At 75.9% G+C, this 15943-nt stretch carries 12 protein-coding genes; 8 read left to right on the top strand and 4 right to left on the bottom strand.

Features of this window, described 5'->3' with window-relative positions; genetic code table 11:
* Positions 1 to 148: 148 nt before the first annotated feature.
* The 6 genes from AB0G08_RS19245 (at position 149) to AB0G08_RS19220 (ending at position 5548) form a co-directional block, all read left to right on the top strand.
* Positions 149 to 811 carry an adenosylcobinamide amidohydrolase gene (locus tag AB0G08_RS19245; RefSeq protein WP_358089512.1) on the top strand — a complete coding sequence of 221 codons (663 nt, stop codon included), beginning with the start codon at positions 149 to 151 and terminating at the stop codon, positions 809 to 811.
* A 56-nt stretch (positions 812 to 867) separates the two neighbouring features.
* Positions 868 to 2025 (top strand): CapA family protein, encoded by a 1158-nt coding sequence (locus tag AB0G08_RS19240; protein ID WP_358089509.1) that lies wholly within the window; start codon positions 868 to 870, stop codon positions 2023 to 2025.
* 61 nt (positions 2026 to 2086) lie between these two features.
* Complete coding sequence (nth, locus tag AB0G08_RS19235; protein WP_358089506.1) at positions 2087 to 2875, top strand: endonuclease III; 789 nt, start codon at positions 2087 to 2089, stop codon at positions 2873 to 2875.
* Positions 2876 to 2922: 47 nt separating this feature from the next.
* Positions 2923 to 3543, top strand: a complete 621-nt coding sequence (locus tag AB0G08_RS19230; protein ID WP_358089548.1) for a TlpA disulfide reductase family protein — start codon at positions 2923 to 2925, stop codon at positions 3541 to 3543.
* 70 nt (positions 3544 to 3613) lie between these two features.
* Positions 3614 to 4306: a CoA pyrophosphatase gene (locus tag AB0G08_RS19225; RefSeq protein ID WP_358089503.1), complete on the top strand. Its 693-nt coding sequence runs from the start codon at positions 3614 to 3616 to the stop codon at positions 4304 to 4306.
* A gap of 63 nt (positions 4307 to 4369) precedes the next feature.
* On the top strand, positions 4370 to 5548 hold the full coding sequence (locus AB0G08_RS19220; protein WP_358089501.1) for a MarP family serine protease: 1179 nt from the start codon (positions 4370 to 4372) through the stop codon (positions 5546 to 5548).
* Positions 5549 to 5552: 4 nt separating this feature from the next.
* Here AB0G08_RS19220 and AB0G08_RS19215 read toward each other — a convergent pair whose 3' ends face one another.
* The 3 genes from AB0G08_RS19215 to eccCa all read right to left on the bottom strand — a co-directional run bounded on the left by AB0G08_RS19215 (position 5553) and on the right by eccCa (position 11911).
* Entirely contained in the window at positions 5553 to 6323 is a 771-nt protein-coding gene (locus AB0G08_RS19215) for a phosphatase PAP2 family protein (RefSeq protein WP_358089498.1), read from the bottom strand.
* 132 nt (positions 6324 to 6455) lie between these two features.
* Positions 6456 to 7862, bottom strand: coding sequence for a type VII secretion-associated serine protease mycosin (mycP, locus tag AB0G08_RS19210; protein ID WP_358089495.1), 1407 nt, complete (start codon positions 7860 to 7862; stop codon positions 6456 to 6458).
* A 74-nt stretch (positions 7863 to 7936) separates the two neighbouring features.
* Entirely contained in the window at positions 7937 to 11911 is a 3975-nt protein-coding gene (gene eccCa, locus AB0G08_RS19205; protein ID WP_358089491.1) for a type VII secretion protein EccCa, read from the bottom strand.
* A 101-nt stretch (positions 11912 to 12012) separates the two neighbouring features.
* On the opposite strand from eccCa, the gene eccD reads away from it, so the two are divergent.
* Positions 12013 to 13413 (top strand): type VII secretion integral membrane protein EccD, encoded by a 1401-nt coding sequence (gene eccD / locus AB0G08_RS19200; protein ID WP_358089488.1) that lies wholly within the window; start codon positions 12013 to 12015, stop codon positions 13411 to 13413.
* Positions 13414 to 13447: 34 nt separating this feature from the next.
* Here eccD and AB0G08_RS19195 read toward each other — a convergent pair whose 3' ends face one another.
* On the bottom strand, positions 13448 to 13954 hold the full coding sequence (locus AB0G08_RS19195; RefSeq protein WP_358089485.1) for an inorganic diphosphatase: 507 nt from the start codon (positions 13952 to 13954) through the stop codon (positions 13448 to 13450).
* A 525-nt stretch (positions 13955 to 14479) separates the two neighbouring features.
* Between AB0G08_RS19195 and dacB the strand changes: the two genes are divergently transcribed.
* The gene (gene dacB / locus AB0G08_RS19190) at positions 14480 to 15901 is read left to right on the top strand and encodes a D-alanyl-D-alanine carboxypeptidase/D-alanyl-D-alanine-endopeptidase (protein ID WP_358089545.1); all 1422 of its coding nucleotides are present in this window, start codon (positions 14480 to 14482) and stop codon (positions 15899 to 15901) included.
* Positions 15902 to 15943: the final 42 nt, after the last annotated feature.

The following is a 15943-nucleotide window of genomic DNA, read 5'->3' as shown; positions in this document are numbered from 1 at the left end:
AGTCTAGGCGCACGTGAGCAGCAATCAGAGGTGCACCCCTGGAATCTTGATCGTTGGGCGTAACCTGCCGGCCCTGATCAAGCAGTAGGATCGCGCGCCCGCCCGGGCGCTCCGACCGGCCCCGACACGCGGGTCGTAGGGTCACCACGTGCTGAGTGAACCCGTGCTGACCGCCCGCCAGGAGGACGGTCGCGACGTCCCGCTGCTGGTCTGGCGCGCCGACCGCCCGCTGCGCGCGGTCAGTTCCGCGCCGCTGGGCGGCGGGATCGGCGTCCGGCACTGGGTCGTCAACGCGACCGTACCCATGTCGTACGACCGGGACGACCCCGCCGACCACCTGGCCGAACTCGCCGACCGGCTCGACCTCGACGGGCCCGGGATCGGCCTGCTGACCGGGGTGGACGTCGCGGAGGTGGTGGCCCGGACGGACACCGGCGTGCGGGTCTGGGCGACGGTCGGCCTGGGCACCCCGGTCCGGGCGGCGGAGCCCGCCCCGGCGGTGCTGGCCCAGCGGGTCGGCACCGTCAACATCGTGGCGTACGTCCCCGCCCGGCTCGGCGACGCCGCGCTGGTCAACGTCGTGGCCACGGCCACCGAGGCGAAGGCGCAGGCGATCGCGGAGCTGGGCGTGCCGGGGACCGGCACCCCGACGGACGCGGTCACCGTGCTCTGCCCGGTCGACGGCCCCGAGTCGGCGTACGGCGGACCGCGCTCCACCTGGGGCGCCCCGCTGGCCCGGGCCGTGCACGCCGCCGTGACGGCCGGCGGGGCGGGCACCGTGGTCCCGTGGTCGGACCGACCGGCCGGCTGAGACTCCGTCCGATCGGCCCTCGTCTCGGCGTTGCACACCCGATAAGGTCGCGCTCGATGTACGCTGCCGCCTCCCCCCGCCGCCGGGCCGCACTCGCCCTCGGCGCGCTGCTCACCGTCCTACTCGCCGCCGGCTGCGGGGGCCCCGGTTCCGGGGCCGACCCGGTCTGGCAGTCCGGCGCGGGCGGTGGCACCCCTGCCCCGGCCCGCTCGGGCGCTCCCGCCCAGTCCGCCCAGTCCGCGGAGCAGGCGATCTCGCTCTCGGCGACCGGCGACATCATCATGGGCAACGCGCCGAACCGGCTGCCCCCCGACGGCGGGAAGGGCTTCTTCGACTCCGTCGAGAAGGCGCTCGCCGCCGACCTGGTGATGGGCAACCTGGAGGAGCCGCTCACCGTCGACACCGGCACCGGCAAGTGCGGGCCGAACTCGACCCGCTGCTTCCAGTTCCGGGCCCCGCCCGAGTACGCCGCGCACCTGCGCGACGCCGGCTTCGACCTGCTCAACCAGGCCAACAACCACGGCTACGACTTCGGCCCGAAGGGCTACGAGAACACCCAGAAGGCGCTGGAGAAGTACGAGCTCGCGCACACCGGGGCGCCCGACCAGATCACCGTGGTCGACGTCAAGGGGGTCAAGGTCGCGGTCGCCGGCTTCTCGTCGTACGTCTGGTCCAACAGCCTCACCGACATCGCCGCGGCGAAGAAGGTGATCACCAAGGCGGCCGGCATGGCCGACGTGGTCGTCGTGCAGGTGCACATGGGCGGCGAGGGCTCCGAGAAGACGCGGGTCCGGCCCGGCACCGAGATGTTCCTCGGCGAGAACCGGGGCGACCCGGTCAAGTTCTCCAAGGCGATGATCGACGCCGGGGCGGACCTGATCGTCGGGCACGGCCCGCACGTGCTGCGCGGCATGGAGTTCTACAAGGGCCGGCTGATCGCGTACAGCCTGGGCAACTTCGCCGGCGGGGGCAACTCGCTCAGCAACGCCGGCCGGCTCGGCTGGGGCGGGGTGCTCAAGGTGTCGCTGAAGCCGGACGGCAGCTGGGCCGGTGGCTCGTTCGTGTCGACGTACATGAACTCCATCGGAAAGCCGACCATGGACCGCGACGACCGCGGCCTGGGCCTGGTGCGGCAGCTGACCAAGAGCGACTTCCCGGAGACCGGCGCCCGGTTCGACGACGCCGGCGCGATCAGCGCGCCGCAGGGCGGCTGACCCGGGCGGCGCGGCGCGTGGACCCGGCCGACCGTCGGCCGGGCGACGTAGGCTGGCCGGCGTGACCACGAGTTCCTCCGGCTTCACCGAGACCGACCTCGGGCGCACCCGTCGCGCCCGGCGGATCGGCCGGGCGCTGACCGACACCCACCCCGACGCGCACTGTGAACTGGACCACTCCAATCCCCTGGAGCTGGCCGTCGCGACGATCCTCTCCGCGCAGTGCACGGACAAGAAGGTCAACGAGGTCACCCCGAAGCTCTTCGCCCGCTACCCGAGCGCCGCCGACTACGCGGGGGCCGATCGGGCGGAGCTGGAGGAGCTGATCCGGCCCACCGGCTTCTACCGCAACAAGACCGACTCGCTGATCAAGCTCGGCCAGGCCCTCGTGGAGCGGTACGACGGCCGGGTCCCCGGCAGGCTCGTCGACCTGGTGACGCTGCCCGGCATCGGCCGCAAGACCGCCAACGTCATCCTCGGCAACGCCTTCGACGTGCCCGGCATCACCGTCGACACCCACTTCCAGCGGCTGGTCCAGCGCTGGCGGCTGACCGCCGAGACCGACCCGGTCAAGATCGAGCACGCGATCGGGGCGCTCTTCCCCCGGCGCGACTGGACCATGCTGTCGCACCGGATCATCTTCCACGGCCGGCGGGTGTGCCACGCCCGCAAGCCGGCCTGCGGCGCGTGCACGCTGGCGAAGCTCTGCCCGTCCTACGGCACCGGCCCGACCGAGCCGGCGGCGGCCACGAAGCTGCTCAAGGGCCCCCGGGCCCGTGACCTGGCGGTGGCGGCCGGGGTCGACCCGGAGCTGGTGCCGGTCCAGGCCGTCGTGGCGGAGGTGCCGTGAGCGCGAGGAGTGCCGCGGTGTCGCGGGCCCCGCAGTCGCGAACCACGGTGAACCGCCGGCTCGCCGCCCTGCTCGTACCCGTGCTGCTCGCCGTCGCCGGGTGCACCGCCGGCACCGAGGAGAAGGATCCGGGCCCGTCCGACCGGCAGAAGGCCGCCGCGAACCGGCCGTCGCCCTTCCAGGACTGCTCCGCCCTCGGTACTCCGCCCGCGTCCGCCCCGGCGTCCCCGTCCGGCGGCGGGGGGCAGGCGCTGCCCGAGCTGACCCTGAACTGCTTCACCGGCGGCGCCCCGGTCGCCCTCCGGGATTTGCGCGGGCCGGCGGTGGTCAACGTCTGGGCCTCCTGGTGCCCGCCCTGCCGCCAGGAGCTGCCCGCCTTCCAGCGGCTCAGCGAGCGTGCCGCCGGCCAGCTCCAGGTGATCGGGGTCAACAACCAGGACGGCCGGGAGGCGGCCCAGGCCATCGGCGAGGACTTCGGCATCCGCTTCCCGGTGCTGGTAGACCAGGGCGAGCGCCTGAAGCGGGAGCTGAACCGCAAGGCCATCCCCCTGACCGTCTTCGTCGACGGGCAGGGCCGCGTCCGGCACGTCGACTCCACCGGCGCCCTCGACGACGCCCGCCTGGCCGAACTGGTCCGCCAGCACCTCGGCGTGACGGTGCCGGCATGAGCTGCTCGGTGCGGCCGGCGGGACGGGACGGTGCCGGCGTGAGCCGCCGGCGGGGCGCGGGGGTGCGGGCGTGAGCCGGCGGCCCCCGGACTGGTTCGACCCGCTGCTGACCCGGCTCGGCAGCGCCCGCAGCGAGGACTTCACCCGGCTGGTCACCCCGGAGAGCGGGGGGCGGGAGAGCGCGGTGCTGGTGCTGCTCGGCGAGGAGCCCGGCGCCGGCCCGGACGTGCTGGTACTCCAGCGGGCGGCCACCCTGCGCAACCATGCCGGCCAGCCCGCCTTCCCGGGCGGCGCGGCCGACCCGGAGGACGCCGACGCCCGAGCGACCGCCCTGCGCGAGGCGAACGAGGAGGTCGACCTCGATCCGGCCAGCGTCACCGTCCTGGCCGAGCTGCCGAAGCTCTGGATCCCGGTCAGCGACTTCGTCGTCACCCCGGTGCTCGCCTGGTGGCACACGCCGCACCCGGTGCACCCCCGGGAGCCGGCCGAGGTGGCGCACGTGGCCCGCCTGCCGATCACCGAGCTGGTCGACCCGGCGAACCGGATGCGGGTCCGCCACCCGAGCGGCTGGATCGGCCCGGCCTTCTCGGCGCGCGGGATGCTGGTCTGGGGCTTCACCGCCGGGGTGCTGGCCGCCCTGCTGGAGATGGGCGGCTGGGCCCGGCCGTGGCCCCGCGACCGGGTCGTGGACCTGCCGCCGACCGGGGCCACCCCGGCGCCCTCGGCCGGCACCGACGCGGTCGACGAGACCCCGGTGCGCTGACCGGACGGTCACCTTCCGCAAGCGATGGTCATCTCGCGGGCCGGGTGCCCGTACGCTTGACGCGTGTCCGCCGTGGATCTCGTACTGCTGCTGCTCATGCTCGTGTTCGCGATCAGCGGATACCGCCAGGGCTTCGTCATCGGGGTGTTGTCGTTCTCCGGCTTCTTCCTGGGCGCGCTGGTGGGCCTCCAGCTGGGGCCGCTGCTGGCCCAGCAGTTCGTCGACAGCGGCACCCGGGTACTGATCTCCCTGGTGGCGATCTTCGGGCTGGCGGTGGTCGGCCAGGCGCTCGCTGGCTGGCTCGGCTCCCACCTGCGCAAGACGATCACCAGCGACGTCGGCAAGCGGGTCGACGACGTCGGCGGGGCGTTCGTCTCGCTCTTCGCCGTGCTGCTGGTCGCCTGGCTCGTCGCGGTGCCGCTCGGCTCGTCGTCCCTGCCCTGGCTCGCCTCCTCGGTGCGCAACAGCGCGCTGCTGACCGTGGTCGACCGGGTCCTGCCCGACCAGGCGCAGCAGCTCTCCACGGCGCTGCGGGACACCGTCGACACCAACGGCTTCCCCGACGTCTTCGGCGACCTTGCCCCCACCCGGGCCCGGCAGGTCTCCCCGCCCGACCCGGCGCTCGCCGGCTCCCAGGTGGTGGTCAACAGCCAGCGTTCGGTGGTCAAGGTGCTCGGCTCCGCCCCGAGCTGTTCGCGCCGGATCGAGGGCTCCGGCTTCGTCTACGCCGACGACCGGGTGATGACCAACGCCCACGTCGTCGCCGGTACCCGCTCCACCGTCGTCGAGCTCAACGGCGACCGGTACGACAGCAAGGTGGTCGTCTACGACCCCGACCGGGACCTGGCCGTGCTGCACGTGCCGGGGCTGCCCGGCCCGTCGATGCGGTTCGCCGCCGGCAACGCGGGCAGCGGCGCGGACGCGATCGTGCTGGGCTTCCCGCTCGACGGGCCGTACAACGCCCAGTCGGCGCGGATCCGGGACGTCGACCGGATCACCGGGCCGGACATCTACTCCGGCGGCAACGTGACCCGGGAGGTCTACACGATCCGGGCGCTCGTGCAGAGCGGCAACTCCGGCGGCCCGCTGGTTTCCTCGAACGGGCTGGTCCTCGGGGTGATCTTCGCGGCGGCGGCCGACGACCCGAACACCGGCTTCGCGGTGACCGCGGCCGAGGCCCGCCCGGTCGCCCTGGCCGGTGCCGAGCGCACCCGCGCCGTCGGCACCGGCGACTGCACCTGACGGGTCAGCTTCCCGCACCCGCCGGCCCGTGGTCCGCGGGCGGCGCCGGCCGGCCGGGCGGGGCGGCCCGCCAGACGGTGAGGGCGGCGGCGGTCGCGGCCACCACGGCCACGCCGAGCAGCCAGCCGGCCAGCACGTCGCTGGTCCAGTGCACGCCGAGGGCCACCCGGCTGAACCCGGTCACCAGGGCGAGCAGCAGGGCGGCCGCCCACACCACCCGGCGTGCGACCGGCCGGGCGTGCGGGAGGAACACCACCAGCAGCACCCCGGCGGCGAGGGCGGCGTTGAGCGCGTGCCCGGACGGGAAGGCCATGCCGGGCGCCTCGGCCACCGGCTCGGGCAGGTCCGGCCGGGGCCGACCGACGAGCAGCTTGAGCAGCGGGCTGAGCAGGCCGCCGACCGCCATGGTGACGGCCACCCACACCGCCAGCTGCCGGGCACCCCGGTGGACCAGCCAGAGGACCAGGAGCAGGGCCCCGACGCGCAGCGGCATCGGGGCGAACACGTCGGTCCAGAGGGTCATCAGGCGTACCCACGCCGGGTGGTCGGCGGCGTAGCCGACCAGCGCGTCGGTGACCGCCGTGTCCAGCCGGCGCAGCGGTGCCCAGTCCCCCAGGACCAGGACCGCCAGCAGCGTGAACGGCACCGCCACCAGGAACGCGGCGGCCGCGGCGAGGGTCAGCCGCAGGCCCCGGGCGTGGTCCGGGTGCAGGCGGCGGCCACGCCACGAGGGGCGCGGCGGGGCGGCGAGGGTACGCGGGCCGGACGAACTCATGACACCCGTTCTACCCGCCACGCGGCCCGGTCAGACCCGGTCCGGGGTCTTCCGCCCGGGCCGGGGCCGGCCGTCCGGGCCGGTCTCCCGTCGCCGGGCGGCGACGGTTCCCTCCGGGAGGGCGCCGGCGGCTCAGTGTGCCGGCGGGTGGCGCCACGTCCCGGCGGCGCGCCGGGGCGAGGCCAGCGGGGTCCACCGGCGGAACCGGCGCACCATCAGCGCCGCCCCGGTCAGCAGGGCGACGAGGAACGCGGCCCCGGTCCACAGCTGCTCCGGCGTGGTGTCCTCGTGCGCGCCCGCCGGCTGCGCGGACCACCGGGACTGCTGGCGCGGCGCGGTGAAGCCGCGCGGGTCGCCGCCGACCCCCGCGACGTCGGGCTGCGTCGACCCGGGCGCCGGGCCGAACCCGACCACGCCCGGCGAGGACTGGTCGTCCAGGGGGTTGCGGCCCACCGGGCCGACCTCGGCGTCCAGCGCGGCGACCGGGTCGACCATGCCGTAGCCGAAGCGGTCGTCCCGGCCGGTCGGACCGATGTCGCGGGCGGTGGTGAGCAGCCGGTTGACCACGTCGCCGGCGGACATCTCCGGGTAGCGGGCCCGCACCAGCGCGGCGGTGGCGGCGACCAGCGGCGCCGCGAAGCTGGTGCCCTGCACCCGCCAGTAGCCGCCCGGCCGGGCCCCGACCAGGCCGGTGGCGGGGGCGGTGAGCACGGTGGCCCGCCCGGTGATCGAACCGGACCAGAGGTTGTCGCTGTCGCGCTCCGACCCGGCGACCGCGATGACGCCCGGCTCCCGGGCCGGGTACCAGACCTTCGCGTTGGACGAGTTGCCCACGTTGCCGGTGCAGGCGACCACGACGACGTCCCGGACGAAGGCGTAGTCGAGCGCCGCCGCCAGGGCGGGGCTGTCGCCGCTGCCGCCGAGGGACAGGTTGATCACGCGGGCGCCGTTGTCGACGGCCCAACGCACACCCTTGGCGACGATCAGCGCGTCGTCGTAGCGGTTCTCGGCGTCGAGGACGCGGACCGGGAGGATCCGCGCGTCCGGCGCCAGGCCGACGGCCCCCCGCGCGTCGTCGTTGCGGCCGGCGATCAGCCCGGCGACGGTGGTGCCGTGGCCGACCGGATCGGGGTCGCCGGCCGCGCCCCGGGCAGCGACCAGGTCGAGGCCGGGCAGCACCTGACCGGCCAGGTCGGGATGGGCGGCGTCCACACCGGAGTCGATCACCGCGACGGTGACCCCCCGCCCGGTCGAGCTGCGCCACGCGGTCTTCGCCCGCAACACGTCGAGCTGCCACTGCTCGTCGCGGACCTGGTCGGGGCGGTTCCTGCTGTCGGGCGCCGCGAGCGCCACCGGGACGACGGCGGCCGGCTGGTGGAGGACCGGGCGGGCGGCGGGCTGCCGGGGGGCGGCGTCGGCCGCCGTGACCGGACCCGCGACCGACACGACGACGGCCGTCACACCGAGCAACGTACGTCCGGCGATCCGCCGAGCCGCTGGCGGACAGCTGTGCCGCACGGTCGTCACTCCCTCAGACATTCATCGCGACGCAAACATGACGATCGGAGATTACCGGTTCCCCGCCGCCTTGCGGGGCGTTCCGGGGACACCGGTCACGGCGGGGGCAGATGGGCCAGCTGGACCAGGCGTACGCCCTCGCGGCGGGTGACCAGCCGGCCGCGTCCCGGGGGCAGCGGGCCGGGCCTGACCGGGCCGACCAGCGCCCCCTCCTCCGGGCTGCCCGCCATCACCAGCCCCGCGGTGGAGAGCTCGCGGAGGCGCTGCACGAGCGGCTCGTACTGGGCCCGTCCGGCACCGCCCGAGCGGCGGGCGAGCACCAGATGCAGCCCGACGTCCCGGGCGTGCGGCAGGTGCTCCTCCAGGGCGCGCAGCGGGTTGGACGGCCCGCTGGCCACCAGGTCGTAGTCGTCGACGAGCACGAACAGCTCCGGCCCGGACCACCACGTCCGCTGCCGCAGCTGCGCGGGCGTCACGTCGGGGCCGGGCACCCGCCCCGCCATGTAGCCGGCGGCGGACTCGATCAGGTCGGTGGTGAACGCCGCGGCGGAGCCGTACCCGATCAGGTGCGGCGACGCCGACTCGGTCAGGTCCGCCAGGCTGCGGCGGTAGTCGACCAGGATCACCCGGGCCTGCTCGGGGGTGAACCGGGTCATGATCGAGGTGGCCAGCGCGCGCAGGAACGACGACTTGCCGCACTCGGCGTCGCCGAAGACCACGAAGTGCGGCTCGGTGGCGAAGTCCAGCACCACCGGACGCAGGTCGGCCTCGGCGATCCCTACCGGGATCCGCAGGCCGGTGCTCGCGGTCAGGTCCAGCTCGGCGTACGGGAGCACCGGCGGGAGCAGCCGCACCGGCGGCGCGACCGGGCCGGCCCAGCCCTCGGCGGCCTGCTTGACCAGGTCCGTCGTGTCCCCGCCGGAGGCGGCCAGCTGCGGCAGCGCGGTGAGGAAGTGCAGGCTCTCCGCCGTGACACCCCGGCCGGGGGTCTTCTCCGGCACGTTCGCCGCCGCCCGGCGGGCCACCAACGAGTCGGCCGGGTCGCCGAGGCGCAGCTCCAGCCGGGAACCGAAGAGGTCCCGGATCGCCGGCCGGAAGTCCAGCCACCGCACCGCCGTCGCCACCACGTGCACCCCGTACGACAGGCCGCGGGTGGCCAGGTCGGTGATGAGCGGCTCCAGGTCGTCGTACTCGCCGCGCAGGGTGGCCCAGCCGTCCACCACCAGGAACACGTCGCCGAACGGGTCGGTCCCGGGCTGGCCGGTGCCCGCCAGCGCGGCCCGGCGCTGCCGCCAGGCGGCCATCGACTCCACGCCCAGCTCGGCGAAGCGCTGTTCACGGTCGACCAGCAGGGTGGCGATCTCGCCGACCGTACGCCGGACGGCCGTCGGGTCGGCGCGGCCGGTGACCCCGCCGACGTGCGGCAGGTCGCGCAGCGCGGCCAGCCCGCCGCCGCCGAAGTCGAGGCAGTAGACCTGCACCTCGGCCGGGGTGTGGGTGAGCGCCAGGGCGCAGACCAGCGTGCGCAGCGCGGTCGACTTGCCGCTCTGCGGGCCGCCGACCACCGCGACGTGGCCGGCGGCGCCGTCCAGCGCCAGCCAGAGCAGGTCGCGGCGCTGCTCGAAAGGCTTGTCGACCACCGCGACCGGCACCTGGAGCGCGCCGTGCAGCTCCGGGTTGCCGAAGGCGAGACCGCGCGCCGGGTCGACGCCGACCGGCCCGAGCAGCTCGTCCAGCGCCGGCGCCCGGCCGAGCGGGGGGAGCCAGACCTGGTGGGCGGGCGGCCCCTGCCCGGCCAGCCGGTCGACCATCAGCTCCAGCAGGCTCTCCGTGCCGCCCTCGTCGGCCGTGGCGGCCAGGGCGGGCGGCCCGACCGGCTCCGGCTTGGGCACGAGGTGGGTGGAGAAGGAGAGCAGGCGCGGGGCCCCGGCGCCGCCCGCGCCCGGCGCCGCGCCCCGCCGGCGCAGGGCTCCCGAGACGTACGCGGCCTTGAACCGCACCAGCGGCTCGGTGCCGAAGCGCAGGTAGCCGTGGCCGGGGGAGCGGGGCAGCTCGTGCGCGTCCGGCACCCCGAGCACCGTGCGGGACTCCAGCGCCGAGAAAGTCCGCAGCCCGATCCGGTACGACAGGTGGGTGTCCAGCCCGCGCAGCCGACCCTCCTCCAGCCGCTGCGAGGCCAGCAGCAGGTGCACGCCGAGCGACCGGCCCAGCCGGCCGATCTGTACGAACAGGTCGATGAAGTCGGGCTTGGCCGAGAGCAGCTCGGAGAACTCGTCGCAGATCAGCAGCAGCGACGGCAGCGGGGCGAGCGGGGTGCCGGCGGCGCGGGCCCGCTCGTAGTCGCGCAGGCTGGCGAAGTTGCCGGCCCGGCGCAGCAGCTCCTGGCGGCGGACCAGCTCGCCGTTGATGGCGTCGACCATCCGGTCGACCAGCGGCAGCGCGTCGGCCAGGTTGGTGATCACCGCGGCGGTGTGCGGCAGCCGGTCGAAGGAGGCGAAGGTCGCGCCGCCCTTGAAGTCGATCAGCACGAAGTTGAGCTGCTCCGAGCTGTGCGTGGCGGCCAGCCCGAGCACCAGCGTGCGCAGCAGCTCGGACTTGCCGGAGCCGGTCGCCCCGATCAGCAGGCCGTGCGGCCCCATCCCGTCCTGCGCCGACTCCTTCAGGTCCAGCTCGATGGCGCCGCCGTCGGTGCCCACCCCGATCGGCACCCGCAGCCGCTCCCGGGCGGACCGGGGCGCCCACCCCTGCTCGGCGGTGAAGCTCTCCGGGTCGCCGAGACCGAGCAGCTCGGGCAGGCCCAGCTCGGCGCCCGGCGGGGCGTCCGGGCCGCGCGCCGCCGTGGCCAGCCGCAGCGGGGCCAGCCGCCGGGCGACGGCCTCCGCGTCGACGAGGTCCAGCCGGTCCGCCGTACCCACCTCGGCGTGCCCCTGCGCCGAGTGGGAGTGCAGCCGGCCGCCGCGCAGCTCGAGCAGCAGCGCGAACCGGTCCAGCAGGCGCGGCGGCGGGGTGTCCAGGTCGATGATCGTGACGGCGTCGATGCCGCCGTCGCCGGTCAGGTCGGTGGCCCCGGTCAGGTCGCCCCCGTCGAGCACCACCACCACGTGCGGGCCGTCCGTGGCCGGGCCGGCGGGGCTGAACCGGGACCGGCTGGCGAGCACCTCGTCCAGCAGCCCCTCCAGCTCGGCCCCCGCGCTGGTGACCAGCCGGACCGGGCCGAGCGCGTCGGTGCGGGTGGGGTGGTGGGCGTGCGGCAGCCACTTGACCCACTCCCAGGCGGCCCGTCGTTCCGGCCCGGCGCAGACGGCGACGAGCAGCTCGTCCGGGGCGTGGAAGACCGCGAGCTGGGTGAGCATCGCCCGGGCCAACGCCTGGGCGCCGGGTCCGTCGCCGTGGTGGGCCGGGGCGGCGGTGGCGTCCCGCACGAAGACCCGGGCGAAGCTGCGCAGCGAGAGCGCCACCGGCAGGTCGGGCACCACGGAGTACGCGTCCAGGAAGCGGCGCAGCGCGCCGGCGGTCATCGGCTCCAGCTCCTCCAGCGGGCGGGTGACCGGGGGGACCAGCGGCGTGGCGAGGGTCTGCGGGCCGACGGCGACCCGGACCACCGCGAAGTCGGGGTCGGTGGGGCGGCGTTCCCAGACCCGGTGGCTGTCCACCGTCGACCAGAGCCGGCCGGGATCCGGGTGCCGGTAGTAGAGCCCGGCGCGCTGCTGCCCGGCGGTCTGCCGGACCCGGCGCCGCAGCACGGTCAGGTGCCGCAGGTAGTCCCGCCGCGCGGCCATCATCTCCGACTTCTTCGGGGTGCCGGAGGCGCTGCCCCACGAGGTCACCAGCATGGCCAGCGAGGAGAGCCCGAACATCCCGCCGACCACGTAGGAGTACGCGCCCCCGCCGCGGCCGAACATCATCGCCATCGCCACGGTGCCGCCGAGCATGGGCAGCACCATGAGCAGCTGCTGCCAGCGCCCGCCAGCGACGGCGGGGATCTCCGGTGGCGCGTCCACCGGCAGCTCACCCACCGGGATCTCCGGCGCCGGTCGGCGGGGCGGCCGCTTGATGACGACAGTGGACACTCGACCTCCTGACAGCGCTCGGTAACCCGAGCCTGGCTCATGGTAGGTAAAGTCCTGTCGTCCGCGCAGCCACCAACCCCGCCGGAGATGGAGATCAGTCGATGACGATCGGGCTGGCCCGGGTGACCATCAGCGCCCCCCAGCGGCGGGTGGACGTCGCACTGCCCGAGCAGGTGCCCCTGGCCGAGCTGCTGCCCGAGGTGCTGCGGCACGCCGGTGAAGGGCTCGCCGACGACGGCGAACGGCACGGCGGCTGGGTGCTGCGACGCACCGACGGGGCGGTGCTGGCCACCGCCCAGGCGCTGCTGCCGCAGGGGGTCCGCGACGGCGAGGTGCTGCACCTCGTGCCGGCCCGCGCGCAGTGGCCCGAGCTGGAGTACGACGACGTGGCCGAGGCGATCGCCGACGGCGCCCGGCGGCGCGGCGGGGCGTGGTCACCCGCCGCCACCCGGGCCGCCGCCCTGGCCGGGGCCGCCGTGCCGCTGGCCGTCGGGCTGCTCGCCGTGACGGCCGGCGGCCCGGCGCACGAGGCGGCCTGGCCGGCCGCCGCCGTGGTGGCGCTCCTGCTCACCCTCGCCGGGGTGGTGGCGTCCCGCGCCCACGGCGACGGCCCGGCCGGCGCGACCCTGGGCGGCTACGCCCTGCCGTACGCGGCGGCGGCGGGCGCGCTCGCGGTCAGCTCCGGCGACCCGGTCGGGCCGGTGCCGGGGCTGCGCTGGATCGGCGTGCCCGAGCTGCTGGCCGGGTCGGTGGCGCTGCTGCTGGTGTCGGTGCTCGGGCTGGTCGGCGTCGCCACCCGGCTCCGGGTCTTCGTGGCGGGCGCCACCGCCGGGTTCGCCGGCGCGCTGGCCGCCCTCGGCGGGCTGCTGCTCAGCCCGGCCGGCACGGCGGCGGTCCTGCTCTGCGTGCTGGTCTTCGCCGTGGGGGCGATCCCGCTGCTGGCCATCCGGCTCGGCAAGGTGCCGCTGCCCCCGATCACCCTGCCCACCGACGAGCCGGGCGGCGCCGACCGGGCCCGCGACCTGCCCGACCGGGACCGGGTCTACGCGGCGGTGGCGCGCACCGAGGAGATGCTCACCGGGATGCTGCTCGGGCACGCCGTGCTGGCGGTCGCCGCCGCGGTGGTGCTGGGCCTCTCCGGCGGGACGGCCGGCCGGCTGCTGGTGGCGGTCGCCGCGGCGGTGCTGCTGCTGCGCTCCCGGCTGTTCGTGTCAGTGCGCCACCGGGTGCCGACCGTCGCCGCCGGCCTCGCCGGGTACGCCGTGCTCGGCGCGGTGCTCGTCGACCGGTCCGGCCCGACCGGCCGCCTCGCGCTGGTCGTCGGCGGGCTGGCGCTGGCCCTCGTGGCGGTGGCCGCCGGCACCACGTACGCCCGCCGGCCGGTCTCCCCGTACGTCGGCCGGATCGCGGACCTGACCGACACCGCCCTGGTGGTGTCGCTGGTGCCCGTCGCCTGCGCGGTGCTCGACCTGTACGAACGGGCCCGGGGGCTGCTCGGCTGAGCGGCCCCCGGGCCCGTCGGTGGTCGGTGCCGGGTCAGTGCGCGGACTCGCCGCGCGCCTCGGCCTCCCTGGCGCGCTGGTACGACGCCACGATCTCCGCCTCGGCCTCGATGCGCCCCACCCAGGTGGCGCCCTCGACCGACTTGCCGGGCTCCAGGTCCTTGTAGACCTCGAAGAAGTGCTGGATCTCCAGCCGGTCGAACTCGCCGAGGTGGTGGATGTCGCGCAGGTGCTCCTGGCGCGGGTCCTCGTAGGGCACGCAGAGGACCTTGTCGTCGCCGCCCTTCTCGTCCGTCATCCGGAACATGCCGATGGTGCGGCACCGGATCAGGCAGCCCGGGAAGGTGGGCTCGGGGACCAGCACGAGCGCGTCCAGCGGGTCGCCGTCCTCGCCCAGCGTCCCCTCGATGAAGCCGTAGTCGGCCGGGTACTGCGTGGAGGTGAAGAGGGTGCGGTCCAGCCGGATCCGGCCGGTCGCGTGGTCGACCTCGTACTTGTTGCGGTGACCCTTGGGGATCTCAACCGTCACGTCGAAATCCATCTGCACGCTCCCTCGTTTGCCCACGCTGGCCAACGGAAACCAGCGGCACGCCGCTCCCGCACGGGTGAATGCCCACCCGCGGGCTCCGGCCGCCGCATAGTGTTCGGACCGAAGTAGTGTCACCCAAGCAGATTTTCGCGGGGCGAGGAGGGGGCCGTGGGGAGGGAAGATTCACACTACCGCCCGGATGCCGGTGCTGGACGGGGTACCGGGGGATCTGCTTCCGGCGGGGCGACCGGGCGGTTCCCGGTGCCCGACGCCCACCTTCCGCGCCCGCCCGCGTCCCCGGGCGACCGCGACCTGACACCCGGCCCGCCCCCGGTCAGCGGCGTCCCGGCCGGCAGCGGCATCCCGGCCGGTGCCGGCGTCCCGATTGGCCACGGCGGCCAGGCCGGTTCGACCGGCCAGGACCCCCGGCTGCCGGCGACCGACCTCTGGGCCACCGCCGCGACCCGGCCCGCCGGTGGGCCGACCCCCCGGGGCGCCGCCGGGTCGCCCGCGCCGGCCCCCCGCCGCCGCCGGACCCTGCCCGTCGTGCTGGCCGCGGCGCTCGTGCTGGTGCTGGCCGCCGTCGGGATCGCCGTGGTCCGCCCGGGACCGGTGGCGGACTGGCTGGGCGACGAGCCCGCCGGCCGGGGGACCGCCGCGACGGCGGCGGAACCGGCGCCCGCGGCGGTGCTGGCCGGCGCGGACGCGAACGCGCCGATGCCCACCCTTGAGGGCGTACGCGCCGCGCTCGCCCCGCTCGTCGGCGTGCCCGCCCTCGGCGACCGGGTGCACGTGTCGGTGGCCGACGTGGCCACCGGCCAGCCGCTCTTCGGCCGCGGCGAGGACGACGGCACGGTGCCCGCCTCGGTGACCAAGCTGGTCACCGGGGTCACGGTGCTCGCCGCGCGCGGTCCGGCGTACCGCATCCCGACCCGGGCGGTGGCCGGCGCGACCCCGGGCGAGGTGGTGATCGTCGGCGGCGGCGACCCCACGCTGGCGGTCGACAAAAAGGGTTTCTACCCGGGCGCGGCCCGCCTCGACGACCTGGCCGGCCAGGTACGCGACGCCCTCGGCGGCACGAAGCCGACGAAGGTGACGGTCGACTCGTCGCTCTACTCCGGCCCGGTCTTCGAGCCGGGTTGGGACGCCGACATCCCCACCGGCGGCTACGGCGGCGCGATCACGGCGCTGATGACCGACGGGGCCCGCAGCGACGTGAGCCGCGCCAAGAAGGACGAGGCGGCCGGCAACCACTGGGCCGAGCGGGTGTCCCAGCCCGACCTGACGGCTGGCCGGGCCTTCGCCCGGCTGCTCGGCGTGCCGGCCGGCGCGGTCGCGCGCGGCACCGCCCCCGCCGCCGCTGGTGCCGCCACCCCGGGGCCCGGCGCCGAGCTGGGCAGGGTCGAGTCGCTGCCGATGGTCCGGCTGGTCGACATCATGATCAGTGACAGCGACAACATCGTCGCCGAGGCACTGGCCCGGCAGGTCGCGCTGGCCCGCGACCAGCCCGCCTCGTTCGTCGGGGCCGGCGCGGCGATGGACGCGGTGGCCGGAGAGCTGGGCCTGCCGGCCGACGAACTCACCCTCGCCGACGGCAGCGGCCTGTCGCGCAGCAACCGGATCAGCCCCTCGCTGCTCACCGACCTGATCGCGCTCGCCGGCGACGGCAGCCGCCCCGAGCTGGCCGCGATTTTCGGCGGTCTGCCCGTCGCCGACTGGTCCGGCACCCTCGCCGACCGGTACGGGACGGCGGCGACGAAGGCCGGCGCCGGGGTGGTCCGGGCCAAGACCGGGACGTTGACCAAGGTGCACGCCGTCGCCGGCGTGGTCAGCACGGCCGACGGGCGGCTGCTCACCTTCGCGGTGCTCACCGACGCGGTCCCCCCGGACGGGCTGACGGCCGCCCGGGGCGCGCTGGACCGCATCGGCGCCGCCCTGGCCGGCTGCGGCTGCCGCTGACCGGCGTCATTCGGAACCGACGTTGCGCGGGACGGGCGTCGG

The organism is Micromonospora sp. NPDC023644 (assembly GCF_040640115.1).
In the GTDB taxonomy this organism is placed as follows: Bacteria; Actinomycetota; Actinomycetes; order Mycobacteriales; family Micromonosporaceae; genus Micromonospora.
The sequence above is the reverse complement of the archived record's forward strand: the minus strand, read 5'-3'. Positions and strand labels throughout refer to the sequence as shown.

Excerpts from the sequence above, each read along its gene's own strand:
- AB0G08_RS19240 (WP_358089509.1), top strand. The coding sequence starts at position 868 with ATGTACGCTGCCGCCTCCCCCCGCCGCCGGGCCGCACTCGCCCTCGGC.
- AB0G08_RS19215 (WP_358089498.1), bottom strand. The coding sequence starts at position 6,323 with ATGAGTTCGTCCGGCCCGCGTACCCTCGCCGCCCCGCCGCGCCCCTCG.
- mycP (WP_358089495.1), bottom strand. The coding sequence starts at position 7,862 with ATGTCTGAGGGAGTGACGACCGTGCGGCACAGCTGTCCGCCAGCGGCT.
- eccD (WP_358089488.1), top strand. The coding sequence starts at position 12,013 with ATGACGATCGGGCTGGCCCGGGTGACCATCAGCGCCCCCCAGCGGCGG.
- AB0G08_RS19195 (WP_358089485.1), bottom strand. The coding sequence starts at position 13,954 with ATGGATTTCGACGTGACGGTTGAGATCCCCAAGGGTCACCGCAACAAG.